Origin of the sequence: Pseudomonas sp. 34 E 7 (genome assembly GCF_900005715.1) — a bacterium.
GTDB classification, from domain to species: Bacteria; Pseudomonadota; Gammaproteobacteria; order Pseudomonadales; family Pseudomonadaceae; genus Aquipseudomonas; species Aquipseudomonas orientalis_A.
This window is the reverse complement of sequence record NZ_CVTX01000130.1, coordinates 1-17260: the sequence shown is the minus strand read 5'-3', so window position 1 is coordinate 17260 and position 17260 is coordinate 1. Positions and strand designations below refer to the sequence as shown.

The 17260-nt window shown below is 52.5% G+C and carries 22 protein-coding genes and 1 tRNA gene; 8 read left to right on the top strand and 15 right to left on the bottom strand.

The annotated features are described in order from the left end of the window. Positions 1-79: 79 nt before the first annotated feature. The 3 genes from BFP96_RS11420 to BFP96_RS11410 form a co-directional block, all read right to left on the bottom strand. Positions 80-406 (bottom strand): Arc family DNA-binding protein, encoded by a 327-nt coding sequence (locus tag BFP96_RS11420; protein WP_065884435.1) that lies wholly within the window; start codon positions 404-406, stop codon positions 80-82. A 393-nt stretch (positions 407-799) separates the two neighbouring features. Continuing rightward, positions 800-979 carry a PA3371 family protein gene (locus BFP96_RS11415; protein WP_065884436.1) on the bottom strand — a complete coding sequence of 60 codons (180 nt, stop codon included), beginning with the start codon at positions 977-979 and terminating at the stop codon, positions 800-802. Between the two features lie 11 nt (positions 980-990). Then, positions 991-1218 (bottom strand): hypothetical protein, encoded by a 228-nt coding sequence (locus BFP96_RS11410; protein ID WP_065895870.1) that lies wholly within the window; start codon positions 1216-1218, stop codon positions 991-993. A gap of 319 nt (positions 1219-1537) precedes the next feature. On the opposite strand from BFP96_RS11410, the gene BFP96_RS11405 reads away from it, so the two are divergent. Both BFP96_RS11405 and BFP96_RS11400 read left to right on the top strand, forming a co-directional pair. Next, positions 1538-1614, top strand: a tRNA-Arg gene (locus BFP96_RS11405). A gap of 146 nt (positions 1615-1760) precedes the next feature. After that, positions 1761-3059 (top strand): hypothetical protein, encoded by a 1299-nt coding sequence (locus BFP96_RS11400; RefSeq protein WP_065936188.1) that lies wholly within the window; start codon positions 1761-1763, stop codon positions 3057-3059. On the opposite strand, the gene BFP96_RS11395 is transcribed toward BFP96_RS11400, so the two are convergent. Then, positions 3056-3667: a recombinase family protein gene (locus BFP96_RS11395; protein ID WP_065936189.1), complete on the bottom strand. Its 612-nt coding sequence runs from the start codon at positions 3665-3667 to the stop codon at positions 3056-3058. The genes BFP96_RS11400 and BFP96_RS11395 overlap by 4 nt on opposite strands. Before the next feature lie 227 nt (positions 3668-3894). Here BFP96_RS11395 and BFP96_RS11390 point away from each other — a divergent pair, with 227 nt between their 5' ends. After that, the gene (locus tag BFP96_RS11390) at positions 3895-5094 is read left to right on the top strand and encodes a hypothetical protein (protein WP_065936190.1); all 1200 of its coding nucleotides are present in this window, start codon (positions 3895-3897) and stop codon (positions 5092-5094) included. Between the two features lie 150 nt (positions 5095-5244). On the opposite strand, the gene BFP96_RS11385 is transcribed toward BFP96_RS11390, so the two are convergent. The 5 genes from BFP96_RS11385 to BFP96_RS11365 are packed head-to-tail and all read right to left on the bottom strand — an operon-like array spanning position 5245 to position 7773. Next, on the bottom strand, positions 5245-5841 hold the full coding sequence (locus BFP96_RS11385) for a tail assembly protein (protein ID WP_065936191.1): 597 nt from the start codon (positions 5839-5841) through the stop codon (positions 5245-5247). 53 nt (positions 5842-5894) lie between these two features. Beyond that, positions 5895-6728, bottom strand: coding sequence for a hypothetical protein (locus tag BFP96_RS11380; protein ID WP_065936192.1), 834 nt, complete (start codon positions 6726-6728; stop codon positions 5895-5897). A 4-nt stretch (positions 6729-6732) separates the two neighbouring features. Then, positions 6733-6942: a hypothetical protein gene (locus BFP96_RS11375; RefSeq protein ID WP_139113388.1), complete on the bottom strand. Its 210-nt coding sequence runs from the start codon at positions 6940-6942 to the stop codon at positions 6733-6735. Continuing rightward, positions 6929-7360 (bottom strand): hypothetical protein, encoded by a 432-nt coding sequence (locus BFP96_RS11370; protein ID WP_065936193.1) that lies wholly within the window; start codon positions 7358-7360, stop codon positions 6929-6931. The genes BFP96_RS11375 and BFP96_RS11370 overlap by 14 nt, the downstream gene beginning before the upstream one ends. Then, the gene (locus BFP96_RS11365; protein ID WP_017138405.1) at positions 7357-7773 is read right to left on the bottom strand and encodes a DUF5681 domain-containing protein; all 417 of its coding nucleotides are present in this window, start codon (positions 7771-7773) and stop codon (positions 7357-7359) included. Before BFP96_RS11365 ends, BFP96_RS11370 begins: the two co-directional genes overlap by 4 nt. Before the next feature lie 687 nt (positions 7774-8460). On the opposite strand from BFP96_RS11365, the gene BFP96_RS11360 reads away from it, so the two are divergent. Continuing rightward, positions 8461-9462: a restriction endonuclease gene (locus tag BFP96_RS11360; protein WP_065936194.1), complete on the top strand. Its 1002-nt coding sequence runs from the start codon at positions 8461-8463 to the stop codon at positions 9460-9462. 261 nt (positions 9463-9723) lie between these two features. Here BFP96_RS11360 and BFP96_RS11355 read toward each other — a convergent pair whose 3' ends face one another. Then, the gene (locus BFP96_RS11355) at positions 9724-11130 is read right to left on the bottom strand and encodes a PIN-like domain-containing protein (RefSeq protein WP_065936195.1); all 1407 of its coding nucleotides are present in this window, start codon (positions 11128-11130) and stop codon (positions 9724-9726) included. 312 nt (positions 11131-11442) lie between these two features. Between BFP96_RS11355 and BFP96_RS11350 the strand changes: the two genes are divergently transcribed. Then, positions 11443-11646 carry a hypothetical protein gene (locus tag BFP96_RS11350; protein ID WP_065936196.1) on the top strand — a complete coding sequence of 68 codons (204 nt, stop codon included), beginning with the start codon at positions 11443-11445 and terminating at the stop codon, positions 11644-11646. A 20-nt stretch (positions 11647-11666) separates the two neighbouring features. Here BFP96_RS11350 and BFP96_RS11345 read toward each other — a convergent pair whose 3' ends face one another. Then, on the bottom strand, positions 11667-12329 hold the full coding sequence (locus BFP96_RS11345; RefSeq protein ID WP_065936197.1) for a DUF4145 domain-containing protein: 663 nt from the start codon (positions 12327-12329) through the stop codon (positions 11667-11669). Between the two features lie 288 nt (positions 12330-12617). On the opposite strand from BFP96_RS11345, the gene BFP96_RS11340 reads away from it, so the two are divergent. Then, the gene (locus BFP96_RS11340; protein ID WP_065936198.1) at positions 12618-12836 is read left to right on the top strand and encodes a hypothetical protein; all 219 of its coding nucleotides are present in this window, start codon (positions 12618-12620) and stop codon (positions 12834-12836) included. A gap of 145 nt (positions 12837-12981) precedes the next feature. Further along, positions 12982-13347 (top strand): hypothetical protein, encoded by a 366-nt coding sequence (locus BFP96_RS31235; protein WP_256548929.1) that lies wholly within the window; start codon positions 12982-12984, stop codon positions 13345-13347. Positions 13348-13557: 210 nt separating this feature from the next. Here BFP96_RS31235 and BFP96_RS11330 read toward each other — a convergent pair whose 3' ends face one another. The 3 genes from BFP96_RS11330 to BFP96_RS11320 form a co-directional block, all read right to left on the bottom strand. Then, positions 13558-14301 carry a hypothetical protein gene (locus tag BFP96_RS11330; RefSeq protein WP_256548930.1) on the bottom strand — a complete coding sequence of 248 codons (744 nt, stop codon included), beginning with the start codon at positions 14299-14301 and terminating at the stop codon, positions 13558-13560. Between the two features lie 42 nt (positions 14302-14343). Beyond that, positions 14344-14580, bottom strand: coding sequence for a helix-turn-helix domain-containing protein (locus BFP96_RS11325; protein ID WP_026067396.1), 237 nt, complete (start codon positions 14578-14580; stop codon positions 14344-14346). Between the two features lie 118 nt (positions 14581-14698). After that, the gene (locus BFP96_RS11320; protein ID WP_065936199.1) at positions 14699-14902 is read right to left on the bottom strand and encodes a helix-turn-helix domain-containing protein; all 204 of its coding nucleotides are present in this window, start codon (positions 14900-14902) and stop codon (positions 14699-14701) included. Positions 14903-15039: 137 nt separating this feature from the next. Between BFP96_RS11320 and BFP96_RS11315 the strand changes: the two genes are divergently transcribed. Then, entirely contained in the window at positions 15040-15564 is a 525-nt protein-coding gene (locus tag BFP96_RS11315; RefSeq protein ID WP_065936200.1) for a hypothetical protein, read from the top strand. On the opposite strand, the gene BFP96_RS11310 is transcribed toward BFP96_RS11315, so the two are convergent. Then, positions 15561-16772, bottom strand: coding sequence for a site-specific integrase (locus BFP96_RS11310; protein ID WP_065936202.1), 1212 nt, complete (start codon positions 16770-16772; stop codon positions 15561-15563). The two genes, BFP96_RS11315 and BFP96_RS11310, sit on opposite strands and share 4 nt — an antisense overlap. Positions 16773-17260 lie beyond the last annotated feature (488 nt).

Sequence of the window (17260 nt, the reverse complement as noted above, 5' to 3'; positions counted from 1 at the left end):
ATTCTGCCCTCGCCTCCCTTGCTCAAATCCCACACAAAAAAAAGCCAGCATATAGCTGGCTTCGGCTTTCAAGTGTAAATCAATTAGCTTCTGCGGCCGCCTCTACGTCGTGCGCGATCAGCGAAACGAGAGCATTTTGCTGGCGGTGGGAAAGCTGACGAAAACGCTGCAGCAGTTCGCGTTCGTGCAGTGACAGCTCCGGACTGTCCAGGCGCATGCTTAGCTCTTCACCCAAAGCACCTTCCTGAATAAGGCTCTGTTCCAGGCGAGCGATGATTTCCGAGTTCATGCTGCGATGATGATTGCGGGCCACATCGGCAATGCGTTCCCGCATTCCGTCTGGCAGACGTACGACGAACTTGTCAGCCGTACGGCTGGAATAAATTGCCTGTTTCAATGGGCGCATATATTTAACCGGTTAGTTCAGGGGAGCGGTTTCTGGAATTGGCCGCAAGGATGTGTGTTAAGACAAGGCTCACGACCAAAGTTCAACCCGAATTGCAAAGAGGCCGCATCATGCCTCAGATTTGACATTTCCTTGGCGTCAATTCTGTGACAAATATTGAACCGCCTACAGGCTTTATGCCAGCACTGATTTGCATTTTTGCGGACTGGTTGGAAAAGTTTTTGCTCGGATCGGACATTCCTGATCTTCGCGCAAACCTTATCCCGCATCGGGTTGAAGAGCTCGCGCCAGAAGCAATATGGCCTTTTGCCCTCATCTACGAGGGTAGTGGCAGTTTGCTGTTTTACTAGCGCAGGGCGACGTAAGGTAGGGCAGGGTTTGAGGCGGGGAGGGCTAGCGCAGCACGGGGTCGAATTTGATACGACGACCAATGGCGAGCGACACGATCAGCAGGCAGCCGAACACAGCGCTGGCGATAAATGCGAGGGTCGCGCTTTCCCGCATATCGTTACTCAAACCCAGTAGAGCGGTGAGAAGCGTCAGGCAAAGAAATAACCATGCGGATTTGGACATGAGTAGCGCTCTCAAAATACCCAGTGTTCGGATGCTGGGGCTTCTTGGGTGCCTTGGGCCAAGCGAATGGGCGATTGGGCATTGGCAGTCATGACCGCCAACTGTGGACGTTGCTGCAGATGGTGGGGGACGGGTTGATTGATCTGAGCAGTGTCTTGGAAATCGGCAGGCTGGAAGTGAAAGGTTGCCAGCGCGGCCAGTGCCAATGCGTTGAGGCCGAGCAAAAGGGCGCTGTTCATGATTTCTTCTCCGTATGCCTGTATCAAATCGGGTTAGTAGAAGAACTATTGCAGCTCTCGTGCCAACCTATTAGTTCAATATAAACAATGGCTTGCGGGTCAGTCGAGGTTGTGGTGCATTGCAATTTGCAATGATGGCAATTTGCTGGGATGCAATCTGCACGATGGGGCGGGGCGAGCGAATGTAGTGCGGCGCCACGTATATGCTTGCAGGATTGGCCTACGATCAAAAAGCCAACGGATGACATGACAAACTTTACCGTGGCCGTTAACATGCACGCCGTCCGTCGCTGAGCCTTTGGCCCGACGATCGCGACATGTCCCAGTAGCTCAATTGGATAGAGCATCCCCCTCCTAAGGGGAAGGTTGGCCGTTCGAACCGGCCCTGGGACACCATATAATTCAATGATTTAGCACTCCCACAACACTTCTGTTTTTGATCCGTGGGTGCATGGCGGGTGCAACGATCCGATTAGAGCCTCGCGCAACTCCTTGCGCGGGGCTTTTACGTTTATGGTTCACGCATATATGCAGGAGGCAAAATGCACCCGTTGTTAGAAGAATTAAGTAGTGAGCTTGAGTTGCTAGCGCAGGAGATTGCCGATCAATTTCCAAGTGACGAGCCCCTTTCAACATTCCAGTCGAACTGGTCCTTTCCTGGTCTCACTGGCACTGAGCTAATGAGCAAGGCGCACCGGCTCGAACGCCTTATCACTGATAGGGGGGGCGATTTTCTTGGATCTTATGAAGAGGACCTTGCGAGCTACCCTAAACGCCTGCAGTACCTCAGGAAAGCAACTGTCCCGAATATGTGGGACAACGCTTCTCAGGCGGTGCCTGCCTATGTTTTGACGTTAGAAGGCTTGGAGCAGGCTCTTGAGCCGATCCTTCTGAGCGAGCACGACCTATCGAAGAGTATTCAGCAGTCGCTTAAGAAGGTTCGAGCTATCGAGGCGCGTGTTGGCGATTTAGCTGAGAGGTCGTTGGACTTAGATCAGCAGGTAGCGCGTATCGAAAACGCCAATAGTGCAGCCGAGGAATTACCTGCCGATCTTCAGTTGCTGAAGGAGGCTAGGCAGCGGGTCGACATCGTTGTTAAAGGCGCCGATTCCGACAAGGCAGCTATCGAAGCTGCCAAAAAACGGATTGAAGAGTTAGAGGTCACAATATCAAAAGCCGCTGAAGATGCCCGGAATGTCACTGAGCTTTGTGAGCAGGCTTATGCTTCTGCCACAAGTACGGGGCTTGCGGCTGCGTTCACTGAGCGATCCCGCGCATTAGATTTTTCAATGTGGGGCTGGGTGTTTGGGCTTGTTGTCGCTCTGGGGGCTGGGAGCTTTTTCGGGTCAATTCAAGTGGAGCGGCTTGGACGAATGATCGGTGACTCGTCAGCGAGTGGCTTTTCGATCACCGTTAACCTGGTGCTAGCGGTGCTTTCTGTGGGTGCGCCGGTATGGTTTGCATGGCTGTCAACGAAGCAAATTGGACAGCGCTTCCGGCTTTCTGAAGATTATGCATTCAAAGCATCCATTTCTCGTGCTTATGAAGGTTATCGTCGGGAAGCTGCGAAGATTGATCCAGATCTGGAAAAGCAGCTCCTGAAGTCTGCGCTGTCTAGGTTTGATGAGCAGCCACTCAGGCTTGTAGAAACCGACAGTTTCGGTAGCCCATGGCATGAGTTTCTGTCGTCTGGAATCATCAAGGACGCTGCCAAAAGCGTTCCTGGCTTTATGCAAAAAGTCACAGACTTGGCGGCGTCCTCCCTTGAGCGAAAAGGAAAGATCGAGCCCCCTAAAGTTGCGTCGAACGACCCATCTCCAGTAGAGGAAGCCAAGGCCTAGTTTTGATCGCGGATTCTTAAAACTGTCGTTGTCGAGCAGTCGGCGTGTCGTGCGGTTGCTCGAATCCCCAATCCGGCGTTAAGCAACTCTCTAACGCGCCCATGCAGATCTAAGTCGATGGGCCTACCTTGGTATTTTCCGGCAGCCCTGGCCTTTTCAATGCCTTGGGCCTGACGCTGCCGGCGCTGTTCGTAATCCTTGCGCGCAATGGCGGCCATCATTTCCACCAGCATTGAGTTGATGGCCCCCAGCATCCGACCGGTGAACTCGTCGCCCTTAGTGTCCTGCATTCCCTGGTGGCTGGTCGGCAGGTCGAGCGCGACGATGCGCAGGCCCTTGGAGTCAATAGCGGCCTTCAGCTTTTGCCAATCCTCCACCGGCAAGCGGGAGAGGCGGTCTATCGACTCCACCAGCAACACGTCACCCTTGCGGGCATCCTTCAGCAGGCGCAGCAGCTCGGGCCGGTCGGCGGTGGCGCCGCTGGCGTTCTCCAGGTACACGCTTGCTATTACGTTGTTATGGTCGCTGGCGAACTGCTCGAGCGAAGCCCGGGCACGGCCGGCGTCTTGTTCGTCGGTGGAGGCTCGGAGGTATGCGCGGATGAACATGATGGGTGCCTGTATCAGTTAGGGCGTTCTACTAACACTGTCACACTTTGGGTGTTACTTATCAAGCGGAAAGCCCGAAAAAGGCAAAATAAGCCTGTATCTGGATAGGCATACGCAAAAAAATACGTATCTAACCAGCGTTTTTCTCGTATAAGTATGGCGTTTGGCTATCGTTTGCGTTGCGTGGGTATTTGGAAAACGCTTGTTTTTGTAATCAGGGAGCTGGCATGACGTTCGTCGAAGTGGTTAAAAATCGTTTTGTGGAACTAGGATTAAATTGCGAATTTGAAGGCAGTAGTATCACGGTCACCGCTGAGGATGGCTTTGTAACTGTAGTCACCGTGAGTGATGAGTGGGAGGCCAGTTATAAGGCATTTGTTACTGCGCGAAGTGTTAACTACGATTCTGAGTCTAGGCTGCTGGTTTTAAATAATTCTGTGGAGATGCAAGTTTCGCGTCTAGCTACTGCTGGCTTATATAATGAGTCGTATACACTGAAGGATAAGGGGCAAAATACCGTTACTGTTGGTGATTGCTCTTCAATATTTGCTGTGGCCTTTTTTATCTCAAAAGAATATGAGAGGTTTTTTGAGATAAGGATTAAACGTCGACTTGCGAGCAGAATAAAGCGGCGTACGGTGAAGCAGCTGTTGTTTATGCCTCAAACAGTTACTTATTCTGCAAAAGGTAGAAAGATACAGCCAAGCTTGAGCGCTGTAGCGCTACGAGTCATTGAGCGAGCACTTTTCAAACTCGCCGTTGAGCAAAATGATTGCATGGTGGTCTGGAAGCCTAAGAAGAAGCGAAATCGCTCGATATTCTGGGGGGATGTGGTCGATGACGAGTGCCTGTCGGAGGCGGATTATGATGAGACTGTTGTAAATTATTACAAGCTTGCTAAAGCGAGTCCTTTTCCGAGTCAAAGTTTCCTAGCGTTTTATCATGTTTTGGAATATCAATTCCTTAAGGTCTCAGAGCTGGTGGTTCATGATCGCTTGGCATCTATACTGAATGAGACCAAATTTCGCGCAACTCGGAATAATCTAGATAAGGTTATATCTGCAATTCGAGGGCATGATTCGCGTAATGATGAGACGGAAATGCTTCGTAACGTGCTTGCGCGATATATTTCTGAAGAGGATTTAGTCGAGTTTATAACAACTTTTGAGGAGAAGTGTGGCGACAAAGTCTACACGAAATCACGTACTTTGTTTGGGCAGAAGGACGCTGTTATTAATAAGTCGCATGCGTTGGCGAATACGGCAAAAGTTCTCAAGCAAGTCAGAAACGCAATTGTCCACTCAACAGATCGTTACAAGCGTGAAGACTGCCACATACCATTAACAGACTCTGAAAGTATCATCGAGGAATATTTGCCGATCGTTAGGTTTGTTGCGGAAAAGGTGATTTTTGGTACCGCCTCCTGAACATAGATGAGGTTTTCAAGCTTGATCCTTAGTGTGGATCAGAGTCGAGATTATCATCCCCCCCCAGCGGCGCTTACCGATGCAGATTGGTATTGGCTCGCCGCTGGCCGCGGTGTTATTAGTGCCGCCCAAGGCGTAGGGCGTTTTGGCCTACATCTGGTCTTCGGCGTAGATCGCGGCACTGATGATCGCGCCTCCTACCCGCCGCTTGCCGTAACACAGCGGTACCGGGTTTCCGGATGCCGTGGTGTTCTTCGCGCTGCCGAAGGCGTAGCCAGGCGTATTTTCTGGAGCGGCGCTGGTCTTCAGGCCGCCAGCCTGGGGGCTGAGCATTTGAATGACGCCGCCTGCGACCATGCCCACGCCAGATGCAAACAGGCCGGCTGATACTGGAGGCGCCCAGAACGTGAAGAATGACGCTGCGATCAGCACGGCGCCGATGACGGTTTGCAGAACTCCCGAGCGTTTGCTGCCTACGATTACAGGGGCAATGATGATGTCGCCTTTGCCTTGAAACCCAAGCTCGCCCTCACCGATATTTTTCTTGCCTCGAAAGACCGCGAATACAAGCCCGCGAGACTTCGCGTTAGACAGAAACCTTTCAAACCCAGGGATCTGCACTGACAGTGCTTTGATGGCCTCGGCCGGCGTTCGGACGGAGAACTGGTAGGACTTACCGAACTGCCGTAGCTGCCCGTACAGTTTGATGGTGGTGAGCGGGGCGTATTCGATTGCTGTAGCGGCCATGCGGCCTCCTATGGATTGGGCGAAGGGGTTGGAAGCCCAAGGCGAATGGGTAGTTAGCCCGCTTCGGATTGATCAGGAGACGCTTTCGCGGAGCTGCGAGTGGGCATTTTCGCCAGCCATTCCCGAAGCGCCTCGGAGCCTTCGCAGCCCGACCTCCACTTCTCGAACCGACCGGTGTACCCATTCGAATTGGCGACCATACCGCTCAGTGCGACACCGGCATTGGAGGCGGTGGCCAGCACGTCATCGTAGATCGCTAGCATCTGCTTGAGCCCTTCAATGTCTTCGGCGCGGGACGCGGCAATACCTGCGCGCGAAAGACTGTCAGCCGCCTCTGGTGATAGTCCGGAGAGCATTGGGTTTGCCCTTAGCACCGCCTCTACAACATCAGGGTGACTGCCTGCGCGCGCTTCAGCGACTAATCGCTGGCGCTCTTCCGGCTTGAGGCTACGCACAATGGCTCGTAGCTCCTGGTCGGCCAGGAAACCAACAACGTCCGAGCTAGCGCGTGGCGTGACCGCTGCAAAGCCGCTGGCCACTGTTTGGGCCAACGTGAGCATATCTTTTGCCGCCTTCTCCATCGCAGGCATCAGGGCGGGGATGATTCCATCAATCTGTTCTTTGCCCTTGCGCTCAATGGCAGCGGCGTTGAGGTCCTTGTTCTCGCGAATCGAGAGGATTTCTTCTCCGAGGTCCTTGAACGCCTCTAGCGACAAGCCCTGCAAATGGCGAACCGACTTCAGCAAGCCACCGGCCTGCCAGGTTCCTTTGGTGCCATCGGGGCGCTGAATATTGAAGGTTCTTGCCTCTACCTGGGAGTGCTCGTATTCGGAGTAATGGAGGTTGGCCAAGCCAACTTTGAGGACGGATCGTTTGCCGATTTTCATTGAGTTACCTTTTGATTGTTTGGCCGTGGTTCGGCCGGTTTTGGTCTGAGGCTTCGCTCAGGATCTCGAGTAGGGAAACGTTTTGTCGGGTGCCACCGCCGGCTGCTGCTAGGTGCAACTCATCCATAAGGGCGCTGATCTCTCGCACGTCACGATTGAATTGAGTGAGCCCGGATTGCTGACGCAGCTTGGCCACCTGGCTACGGATGTTCATGGCGGGCCTCGATGATCAGTTGGTACTGTTCTGCGACGTGGTCTTTGATGTCTTGCCCATCAGCCAATGGCGGGAAGATCCAAGCGCTAGCGCTTGGGAATGGCCGCATATCCATCACACCTACTGGAGCGGGACGGCGGAGGCTTTCAATTGCGCGGACGTGGAGAATGAACGCCTCTGCTAGATTGGCCGCGTCATAGCTGTTCATGGTGCAGAGTGGGAAGTGCATCACCGTCTGTACGCCCAGGACGGGATAGTTGAACGAATGGCCTACTGTCTTGGGGTAGTCCATCTCCTCCTCAACCGCGTCAACCCTGCAGTCCACCACCGTCAACATAACGAGCACTGTCTCTTCGTCTTCGGTGCCGATCTTCTCTGCAATTCGCTTGAGCTCGGCCCGCATCCACTTAATGCTCATTGCCGCATTCCCTCCATCTGTTCGCGGAGTTCTTCGACGGCCTTCTGTAGCTCTGCAACTTCGATAACCCGGGCAACAGCGCCCAGCCCTTCGATTAATGCTTTGCCCTGGTCGGGCGGTAGCTCGCCGGCGGCAACTGCGCGTAGGATTGATTTGGCTGCGCTGGGTAGGTCGGTATCGTCGAGCTCGAAGCACACTGTCTCGGCAGTTGGCTTGATTGGCGGCACCAGGCGTTCAAGGATCAGTCGGCAAGCCTGCATATCGCCCTTCTTGGCTGCTGTCAGAACCTTTTTTGTCACGGCGTCCGCACCTTCTGCGAGCCGGGCGCGCAGCTCCTGCGTTTGGCCAGAGCGACCACCGGGATTACCTGACTGCCCCGGCTTCCATTTGCCGGCTTTATCGCGATCAGTCATGCGGTGGGCGATTCCATAGCGATGACCGGTTTGTTTTCAGCGAGCGCTATCAGCAGGGCGGATGCTTGAACGCTTCCGTCTGCTGCGGCTTCGCGAAGGCGGCCCCAGGCGGCAGCAACTTCGGAGCGAGTTGGTTTGTGCTGGCGTCCTCGGGCGGGCTTAGCTGTGTTCATAGGTGCTGCCTCGAATGGTTTTTGAGTGGCTCAAAAACTCACATTAGGCATGATCTGATCATTTATCCAGTGCTTTTTAGGTAAACCTAATGTGCTACACATAACGGGATTGAATGGGACTGAAATAGTTGATTTTGACGGGATTGGAGAGGGTGTTTTTGTTGCAGTAAATCGAGGGTAGGCAAAGTGATACAGGGCTGGGATTTCAGCTCAGTCCGAACTCAGATTGAGGATGGAGCAGGGAGGGCTGACCTACCATTTTGGTATCTCAGGTATCCGCGCCACGTTTTGCGAGATGTGAAAACGTGGCACGGATATCTGATGCCGCGGCGTAACTACCGAGCAATCCTAGTCAGTTCAATCGGGTGTTCCTGTCATCGCAACACCTGTTCCAGCCTGCTGTCAGGTCGGTTGCGAAGCAGTGGAATGCAGTGGTATACCTCGCCGAAAAGTCCGAATTGTTATCTCACCTGCAGCTATTATCTTTTCATTTTCTATTACTGAGCACGATGCGATGCCGATAGACGATAAGAAACCAATGCCAGTGGATGGGGCCAGACTAATTCAGGATGTGGTGGCAGAACTGGGGTGGGATGCAGACGCTGCGTCTGTCGCCGAAGGGGTCCGACGCCTCGATATTGGTCTGCCGGCAGAGGACGAGTTCTCAGTAGTCTGCGCATGGCTGGGAAAATGCCAGCTAATGCACAAACTTGACCAGCAGCAGGTGCCGGTCGCCTCAAAGCAGGAATATCAGGTGCCTGATCTTATAGCCAGGTTCTCGACTCAGGCCAACCAATCTCCCATCCTGATTGAAGTGAAGTCGAAAAAGGCCAATGTCCTTTCTTTCACGCCCGACTACCTAAAACGTTTGCAGAACTATGCAGATCTGATGGCGATGCCTTTGTTGGTTGCTTGGAAATTCCATAGCGTCTGGATGCTATTCGAAGTGCGCCATATGACGAAGGCCAAAACGAATTTCAACATCACGCTTAGTTCGGCCATGCGGGAAAATCTTCTCGGTGTTCTAGCTGGCGATGTTGCGTATAGGTTTGGCGTCGGTGTTGGCTTGCATCTTCGATTCCGCAAAGACAAGCTAGTCAATACGGTGCAGACCGAGGACGGCAGCACGGAGCAATGGATGATGACAATTGACGACGTGGTTTTCACCGATCGTGACGGCAACCGCCGCAAAGACGTAGATGGTGAAGTCCAATCGCTGATTACCGCTTGGAATTTAGAGTCGCAAGAGGAGCATACCGACACCCATATTCACCTGCGATTTGTTGCAGGGAAAGAAGGTATACAGTTCGCTCATAAGGCTTTAGTTCAGTTGCTGGGTTGGGAGTCGCCGAGTGACGATCGACTGCACTGGAGAGGCTTCTTGCGGAGGGAACAGATTACTGCAAACGTTAAGAGCTTTTCCGCCGCTTTGGAGGCGGCGTTTCGGGAAAAATTTGTATCCCATATCTTCAATCAGCAACCGGAGACCATGCCGGACTTTCTACTTCCTCGTTGATCAAACCGATTATCTGAGCCGAGACAGAACATCCCGACTGTCTCGAAACAATCGAAATTACCAGAATTGGTAGTTTGACCTGGAGTCAGAGAATATCTCCGATCTGAGGGGGCCTGACCGTGTTGATTGCTAAATCATACGCGGATTTTTACACGTAGAGGCGACTCAGGGTTTAGCACCAAAATTTAAACAAAGACCGCATTTTTGCAGAATATACTGAAATGCGGTCTTTGCCCTAACTGAAGAGTTTGTCGGCAATCGCTACAGGGGCGGTGTCGCACCGGGTTCTAAATCTGAAGAGGTATTTACAACGAGGTCTTTGAGCGGCGCCTCAATGAATATTTGAATTTTGTCAGATGGAGGTTCGTAGAAGGAGACTATTATATTTATTTTATTGGTGTTGATATCTGCCTTTATTGATTTTATCGTGCTTAATAGGATTTCAGCCTCTTCTGCTGAGTCGGTTACGAATAAAATTGAAATCTTGGTAAAGTTTGAGGCGTCTCGCATGCGGAGAGATTGGTTTATAATTTTCTCCACCCTTTCTGAGTCTATGCTACTTGTGAATCTTATATCATAAGCGTTGCGCTCGTGATTATCTATTCCTATGGCGTCAAAAAAGCCATCGTCGTGTATCTCTAGGATGCTATGTCTATTTGTTAACCAGTTTTGAATGATTACGGATACGTCTTTTTTGCTTTCAAGAATGCGCAGCCTTCGTGCGAGAAAAGCTTTGTTTTCTGAAGAGACCTCTCTTACTTCGTTTAAAGCATCTTCGGAAATTTTTACTTTTAGGAATTCTTTTGCATACTGTAAGAATCCTTCAGGTTTATACATTAAAAATGACTCGAGCTTTCCGATTCTTATTGCTTCATCAATTAGCTCTGGGCGAGGACCAGTTGTTTTGATTCCTTCGAAATCAATCTGCGACCACCAGTCTTCTTTGGAGTCGTCAGTTACAAAGATTAGCTTTTTGGATGCATAAGTTTCTGCTTTTTTTAAAATTTGGCTCCAGACGATATAATCGCCATATTTTCTCTTATATATTATTCCTTCATGTATGAAATCGTCAGGTCCGTCTTTGTCCTTTCCTTCATCTTTATAGCCAGGAGGGATTTTCAGTTTATACCTGTTCTCTGCTTCTTTGTTTAAGTTGTCAATGTCTTGTTGGGATGTGTATGCAGCTCCGACTTTTTCATTGAATAATGTTTCAATTCGTTCTTTCAGTGGGTCTGGAGATGTAAGGGTTTGTTGCGCTTGCTGTAATTTATTCAGTTCGCTTAAAAAGTTTTCAGTAAGTGTTTCAAATCCATTTATAAGAGGATCTGGATTGATCAATGCGTGCCTTTTGTGCAGTCTAAGTTTTTCAATCTCTTTCGAAAGAGTTGTTTTTGATAGGTCAATGATATTTCGGATTTCAGAAAATCGCTTTCCTTGGCCAGCAATAACTTTTAAGCGGTTACGTTGAAATTCTAGTGCTACGTGGTGTGGTATCCAAATGCGTTCGGATAACTGCGCTAGGACAGTTAAGAGTTCTTCGCATGTACTGGTTTGGTATCTGTACAGGTTAAGGAGAACGTTAGTGTCAAAAACAAAAATTGCATGTTTCCAAATGTCAGCATAGTCAGCCGAGTTGTTTTGGTCATATTGTGGAAAGAGTCCTTTCATTTGCCCTCCAGGCGATATCGATAAAGCGTTCAGATTACGCTGCTAAATTGTTGCTCTGTTTGAGACAGTCCATTTCGTCCGAGTCGGACCGTTTGGTCTGACTCATCAATTTGCGACAGGGGCGTCCCTGACTCGAGCCACGGTATGAGGATGGCAAATGGCTTTCAAGGCAATTCGCGAAATTTTCGATGTCCCAGTGAGACCAAATCGTCACACAGTGAGATAATTCACTGCCTTTTCGCGTGTATGTAGGGTTTTCACCTGGCACGGCGTCGAGATACCCTGAGAAGTCAGGACATCTCCGGAGCCCCTATGTCAGTCATCGATTGCGATTACCTGCCCGACCCATCCAAGACCACATTCCCGCCCGAACTGGCGCTGCTGATCGTGCGCAAGGCTGCACCTATGGCCGAGGCGTTCGAACAGCAGGCCCTGGACCAGTTGACCAAGGACGCTATCTCAGCAATATCCGCCGGCGCCGATCCGCGCCAGGTGATCAGGCAGCTGAGATTATAACGCCCATGCCGTCCGAGAGCTCATTGCAGGGCCATAGCCAAGAATCTCTCAACGTCGTCAATCATCCCCTTCACCTCTGCAGCCGTAAATTCTTCCGGCTTGCCATGAGCCGCGCTGTTGCGAGTTCCTGCCAAGGCCGTGATTCGTTTTTTCTGAGTGGCGTTGTAAGCGTTCGCTCTAGCCAGATCGTCATTCATTTTGTTGAGGCTGCCGTGCTCTATCCCGTGCGCTGTACATAGATCGCGCAGGGTCGTCTCAAGCACAACTCCTGCAATGACCGCTGCAGCTGTTGCATACCCAGATTTGAGCAGCTCCTCGGCTTGCTCCAGTTCGCTGGTGAACACTTCTGCCTGCACCAGGTTGCGAACGCTGTTGAGGTAGCCACCTTCATAATCTTCTTTGGCTGCCAGAAAGACGGCCTTAACGCGCTGAAGCGTTTCGAAATTGTTTGAGTAGGGGCGCGGCCTCTCTGCTTCGACGAAAGCGGACAAATGATACGATTTTTCGCCACACGCATTTGATAAAAGCGACTTCGCTTTGACAGTCCAGTTGAGAATTAGGTCGGCGTTAATGTGCGGGTATGGGGATCCGCTCAGAGCGCCTTGCTCCATCCGCTTGGTCGCCTCGATAGCTTCGAGTTGCACCTCAAGTTCGCCGAACCGTTTTTCCAAAAGCCTCGTCATGTTCAATTCCCTTTCCGTCTTGGCGATTTTTCTGCATCGATACTCGCTTGCCTTCCTGTGTATTAGCAATAGCGCTGAATTTCCTAGCTGGTGTTGATTGTGGGAGCGGAACCCTTTTACGACTCCCTCGCAAAACTACCGGGATTTCAGTAGAGGCCACGCGAACCCGTGTTATCTCGGCCGTGCAGATACCCCAGATTTGGGGGATGCAATTATTTTGCACACCCCATTGCGTTACCGGTAATGCCGTGACGGTATGATTCACGTTACCGGTAATGAGGAATTCAGATGGCAGACAAACCCGAAAGCCCGAACACGTTGCGCCAGCGAGCATTCAAGGAGCGTCAGAAAGCAGGGGGCTACAAGAACACCACGGTGTGGATTCACACAGAGACGGAGCAGGAAGGCAAGCAGGCGGCACGCGATGGGAAGCCACTTGAGCCGATGGAGTCGAAAGACCCCTTGAGTTGGGCGGCAGGCTGGATCAGCGAGAAGAGTAAGCAGTAGATACGGGGAAATCCCGTATGTCGATCGGCTTAAGCCGTAGCCGATTGAATCGATGGTCCTGATTTGGGCCATCTCAAAAGAGGTGCCAAGCCGCTGCGTCAACAGCGGCCTGGCGATCACACGACGAAGCTTAGAGGCACACGTCATGCAACTTTACCAAAGTACCAGTAACACTCTTAAAGGCCAAGATAAGTCCGAATTTGACGGAGAGGGCTCGGTAGGCATGGAGGCGGAAGACTCTAGCGTCTTACGCCTGCCTATCTTCACCGACAATCAACGAACCTTAGTGGTTGAACTCATCCTGGCAGAGCGTCGCCACGCTACCCGGTGGTGGACGCACCTAAGTGAGATGCGGCGGCGTCAGGAGCTCCCTGAGTGGGTTGCGGCGGACATTGGCAGTCATGATGAGCATGACCTTCTGCTTGAGAGTAGGAAGGCCGTCAATCAGGCTCTGTTCGGCTCGGATGACCTGGGCGGCGATCAGCAATACCGCGCGGTGATGTTGGAGTAGGGCAGGTAAGCAACGAAACCTTTGCAGCATCGAGGGCACTACCCCGAAACAGGGTGGTGCCCTTTTTCATTTGTGGGCGGCGGGTGAATTCTCAGCAAGGTGGTCAGGTCGAGCTGTATGCCTCCAACCACTCATCAACACTCTGGTCCTGTGGTGGCTTAGGTGTGTGTATGGGGGAGTGAGGACGTACCTTGTTACCGTCCTCCCTTATTACCTTGTTTCCGTGGTTTTCAACGCACGTAGTTGAATTCGGCTGAAACCCTTGTAGATCGTGCTCTGTAGCAGGTTCCTTGTGCCCTGGAGTTGTGCCCTCCTTGTGCCCTCCTTGTGCCCTAAAATCGCCGACCGCGCTTGATCAGCATCGATGGTCACGTGTCGGATTGACTGCACGTCAAGGCGCTCATTGGTTACGCTGCCCGCCAGCAAGAAACTGGATAGCTTGCCCATGCATTTGTGGAACCGCTGCATCCGATCTGGCATCTGCAAACCCATGGCCAGCCAGAACTTGTAGAAGTGGCTCCGCTCACCCACACGGAACTCGCCAGCAGGAAGAGGATCACCGGCCTTGCCGCCCGCCGTGGTCCGCTTTCTAGCCAGGTCCACGTTGAAGATGGCGTATGCGGGTTCACCTGTGATCACCGATGCGAAAATTAGAGTCAAACCTGCAGCTCTGCGCTTCCCGTAGTGACCAGTGCGGTGTCCCACGTACTCGTAGGCGTCAATGCCTGCCGCAACCAATACCGATCGGCAGATCTCCCGCGCATTGGCGTTCATCCACTCAGGCGGTACAGGCTTGCCGCTCGCCGGTTGAATGACGAGCTGCCCAAGCTCAATGCTCACCGCGTCACCGCGGCTAAGTAGTTTTGTGGCTAGGCATTCCACTGAATCGACCTCCGCGTAATTCGGCTGGATAAACAACGGGCCGAAGCCCGCCAGCAGCTCGCAGGCAGGCACAAAGGACGCCGCAATTTAGCGGCGTCCTTTGTGGTCTCCGGATTACGACGCTTCGCGCATCAGGATGTACTTGGCAACGCGGTGTGGCGGCCGGCCTGGCTCAGTGGACTGATGCGTCCAGTAGGTGCGGATTTCGTGACCCTTTTTCCTGAGTCGGCGAATGGTGTTTGGTGGCTGGACAATATCCAGGTCCTTTGCGGCCTCGATGGTCGATACCGGCCCGTTTCGCAGGGCCTCCATCATCTTGCGGTCTTGCTCAGTTGAAGAATGGCGTGTCATAGTTTGCCCTTCACGTTGGTGCTATCCAGTGTGTTTTCGCTAAGGCGGTGTTCTAGCACCGCCTTGGCAATCTCCCGCGCAGTCCTGCGCAATCCCCACTCCTTATTCTTTTCGCACTTCACCGTGCGCCGACCTTTGCTGCGCGCTCGACGAACGCCTTCAGCTCGGATGCCAAAGCCAGGCGCCGGCGCCCGATCTTGAAAGTCTTGATTTCGCCTTGGGCGATAAGCTCGTATGTGGCGGAGCGAGAGATGCCCAAGATTCGGGCAGATTCCTCGACGCTCAACGACAGCGGCGCCATTTTTTGAGGTGCTTGTTCCATAGGATTCTCCAAATGCCCATCGAGAGTGATTGGGCAATGTGAGAATCCTATTGCGGTATTTGCATGTAGTCAACTGCAATCATAAGCTGATTGTGAACGCATGGACTTCGGCGGACGCAAAAGGTACGATTCGATTTATGCGTAAATTGATGAGTGCAGATGAGATGGCTAAGAACAAGCCCAACCAGGGCGCACGGAAGACAGAGACCTTGACTTTACGTCTCGACCCCAAGGTTAAGCTGATGATCGAGCTCATCTCTCGCATTCGACGACAGTCCATCACCGGCGTGGTGGAAGCTGCGATCGAGGAAATCGCTTTTGATTTAGACGCCCCGGTCGTATCGGCGGGCGAGCCATGGCCTATGTCTCTGCTGAGCGCAGTGAGCGAAATATGGTCGACAGATGAAAGTGAGCGCTTTATCCACCTATGCACCCACCTTCCTTCTCTGATTACTTACGAGGAGCAGCGGATTTGGGAAACGATTAAAGCGTCCAAAGTCTTTCTAACCGATGGCATCGAAGAAAACGCTCAGTTTTGGGATGTTCCAGGGGTTGGATACATTGACAAGCATAGCGTCCGAATTTGGTGGCCTGATTTGCTGGCTCACGTTGAGGAAAACAAAGAAAGCCGCACCATCGTGCCCTTTGAGCCGCCTCTCTAAATCAGCTCTACCGCGGCGGCCTTGGTGCCTGGCGCCAAGTGCGCGTAGCGCAGCGTCATTTTGATATCGGCGTGCCCCAGTAGATCCCGTACCGTGTTGAGCGGTACGCCGGCCATTACCAGGCGTGACGCAAAGTCGTGACGCATATCGTGCCAGCGGAATCCGTCGATCTGCGCCCGCTCAAGCAACTTGAGCCAGGCGCTTTTGATGTCCTCAAATCGACCGCCGCCCTGACCTGGGAAGACATACGTCGACTTGCTCACCTGCTTCTTCCAGGCTTCCAGCACACCAATAGTCTCCTTGTTCATCGGGATGTGGCGCGTATCGCTTGTTTTGGTGGTGGCCCCGGCGACTGTGATTGTCTTCGTGTTGAAGTTCACCGCTGACCATTCCAAGTCGAACAGCTCTCCGCGCCTCATGCCGGTATTCAACGATATCAACACCATTGGCTTCAGGTGATCGGTGAAGGGCAGTTGCAGGAGGCTTGGCATCGGCTCTTTGTTGCGGTCTGTCCGCCAAGTGTTCGCACTCTCACGCTCGACCCTCATTTCATCCTGTCGAGCGTCCAAGGCCTCATGTAGGCGCTTGGTCTCGTCGGCAGCCAGGTAGCGAATCACCCCCTTTGAATCGACTTTGAGCTGTTTCAGCTTGGCAAGCGGGTGTGTGTCGATGTACTCCCACTCAACGGCACGACTGAAAACACCACTGATCGAGCCCATTTTTCGATTCACCGTCGAGGCCTTGTTGCCGGCCTGCATCCATCCGGTGCGGATCTGCTCCAGGTCTCGTCCGGTGATCGCGTCCAGGCGCTGGGACATGATTGGGTCGAAGTTATTGCTGAGGGTGTGCTGCGTCTTCTCGTGGCCTTTGTGATGAGCCTTAAACCACGGCATATAGGTGTCGTCGATGAAATCGCGCAGTGAGGGCAGGGCTGACCCCTTACGGCCCTGGGCGATGGCCAGGGGCTCGCCGTGGGCGTGGGCATCGGCTAAGTACTGGGCGGCCTCGGTTCGGGCTAGGTCAAGAGTAAGCACGCCGACACGCCCAAGGGTGGCGTTCTTGTTTCGGCCCCACGTGACCATGTAGGACTTATGACCGCTGGGCAGTACGCGAATAAAGAAACCGGGTTGCGCGGTGTCATGCACGCGGTATGCTTTCGCCTCGGCGGCTAGGCTGCCAATAAGCTTCTGAGTGATTTTGGTTTTCAAGGGTTCGACCGTGACAGCAGGGTGGCAGCAAAAAGCACTATACCGCTCGATATTCACGGACTCAATGGGACTAAAAGGCCCAGTAATCATGGGCTTGTGGCTGTACCTGTTGGGTCTAAATTGACCCTCCTAAGGGGAAGGTTGGCCGTTCGAACCGGCCCTGGGACACCATCTTCTGCGCTTCATGTTATTGGCGTTCGCCATACACAAGACCTTCGCTCCCTTGCCTGGCCATCATCTCTCCCGAAAAGAGGGGAGGTATTCAGCTCATGGGGCCGGAAACTACCGCTTTTTGATACGTCTGGTTTGTTCTTCTATATAGAGGGACGGCGAACTGGAAGGAAATCTCCATTTTTTTGGTTTAGGCGCTTGACGCCCTTGGTGGATTCTGTAGAATTCGCCTCCCGCTTACGAGAGATCGCAAGCGCAAGTGGTTGAAGTTGTTGAAGAAATCTTCGAAAACTTCTGAAAATTACCGCTTGACAGCA

Excerpts from the sequence above, each read along its gene's own strand:
- BFP96_RS11420 (WP_065884435.1), bottom strand. The coding sequence starts at position 406 with ATGCGCCCATTGAAACAGGCAATTTATTCCAGCCGTACGGCTGACAAG.
- BFP96_RS11415 (WP_065884436.1), bottom strand. The coding sequence starts at position 979 with ATGTCCAAATCCGCATGGTTATTTCTTTGCCTGACGCTTCTCACCGCT.
- BFP96_RS11410 (WP_065895870.1), bottom strand. The coding sequence starts at position 1,218 with ATGAACAGCGCCCTTTTGCTCGGCCTCAACGCATTGGCACTGGCCGCG.
- BFP96_RS11400 (WP_065936188.1), top strand. The coding sequence starts at position 1,761 with ATGCACCCGTTGTTAGAAGAATTAAGTAGTGAGCTTGAGTTGCTAGCG.
- BFP96_RS11395 (WP_065936189.1), bottom strand. The coding sequence starts at position 3,667 with ATGTTCATCCGCGCATACCTCCGAGCCTCCACCGACGAACAAGACGCC.
- BFP96_RS11390 (WP_065936190.1), top strand. The coding sequence starts at position 3,895 with ATGACGTTCGTCGAAGTGGTTAAAAATCGTTTTGTGGAACTAGGATTA.
- BFP96_RS11385 (WP_065936191.1), bottom strand. The coding sequence starts at position 5,841 with ATGGCCGCTACAGCAATCGAATACGCCCCGCTCACCACCATCAAACTG.
- BFP96_RS11380 (WP_065936192.1), bottom strand. The coding sequence starts at position 6,728 with ATGAAAATCGGCAAACGATCCGTCCTCAAAGTTGGCTTGGCCAACCTC.
- BFP96_RS11375 (WP_139113388.1), bottom strand. The coding sequence starts at position 6,942 with ATGAACATCCGTAGCCAGGTGGCCAAGCTGCGTCAGCAATCCGGGCTC.
- BFP96_RS11370 (WP_065936193.1), bottom strand. The coding sequence starts at position 7,360 with ATGAGCATTAAGTGGATGCGGGCCGAGCTCAAGCGAATTGCAGAGAAG.
- BFP96_RS11365 (WP_017138405.1), bottom strand. The coding sequence starts at position 7,773 with ATGACTGATCGCGATAAAGCCGGCAAATGGAAGCCGGGGCAGTCAGGT.
- BFP96_RS11360 (WP_065936194.1), top strand. The coding sequence starts at position 8,461 with ATGCCGATAGACGATAAGAAACCAATGCCAGTGGATGGGGCCAGACTA.
- BFP96_RS11355 (WP_065936195.1), bottom strand. The coding sequence starts at position 11,130 with ATGAAAGGACTCTTTCCACAATATGACCAAAACAACTCGGCTGACTAT.
- BFP96_RS11350 (WP_065936196.1), top strand. The coding sequence starts at position 11,443 with ATGTCAGTCATCGATTGCGATTACCTGCCCGACCCATCCAAGACCACA.
- BFP96_RS11345 (WP_065936197.1), bottom strand. The coding sequence starts at position 12,329 with ATGACGAGGCTTTTGGAAAAACGGTTCGGCGAACTTGAGGTGCAACTC.
- BFP96_RS11340 (WP_065936198.1), top strand. The coding sequence starts at position 12,618 with ATGGCAGACAAACCCGAAAGCCCGAACACGTTGCGCCAGCGAGCATTC.
- BFP96_RS31235 (WP_256548929.1), top strand. The coding sequence starts at position 12,982 with ATGCAACTTTACCAAAGTACCAGTAACACTCTTAAAGGCCAAGATAAG.
- BFP96_RS11325 (WP_026067396.1), bottom strand. The coding sequence starts at position 14,580 with ATGACACGCCATTCTTCAACTGAGCAAGACCGCAAGATGATGGAGGCC.
- BFP96_RS11320 (WP_065936199.1), bottom strand. The coding sequence starts at position 14,902 with ATGGAACAAGCACCTCAAAAAATGGCGCCGCTGTCGTTGAGCGTCGAG.
- BFP96_RS11315 (WP_065936200.1), top strand. The coding sequence starts at position 15,040 with ATGCGTAAATTGATGAGTGCAGATGAGATGGCTAAGAACAAGCCCAAC.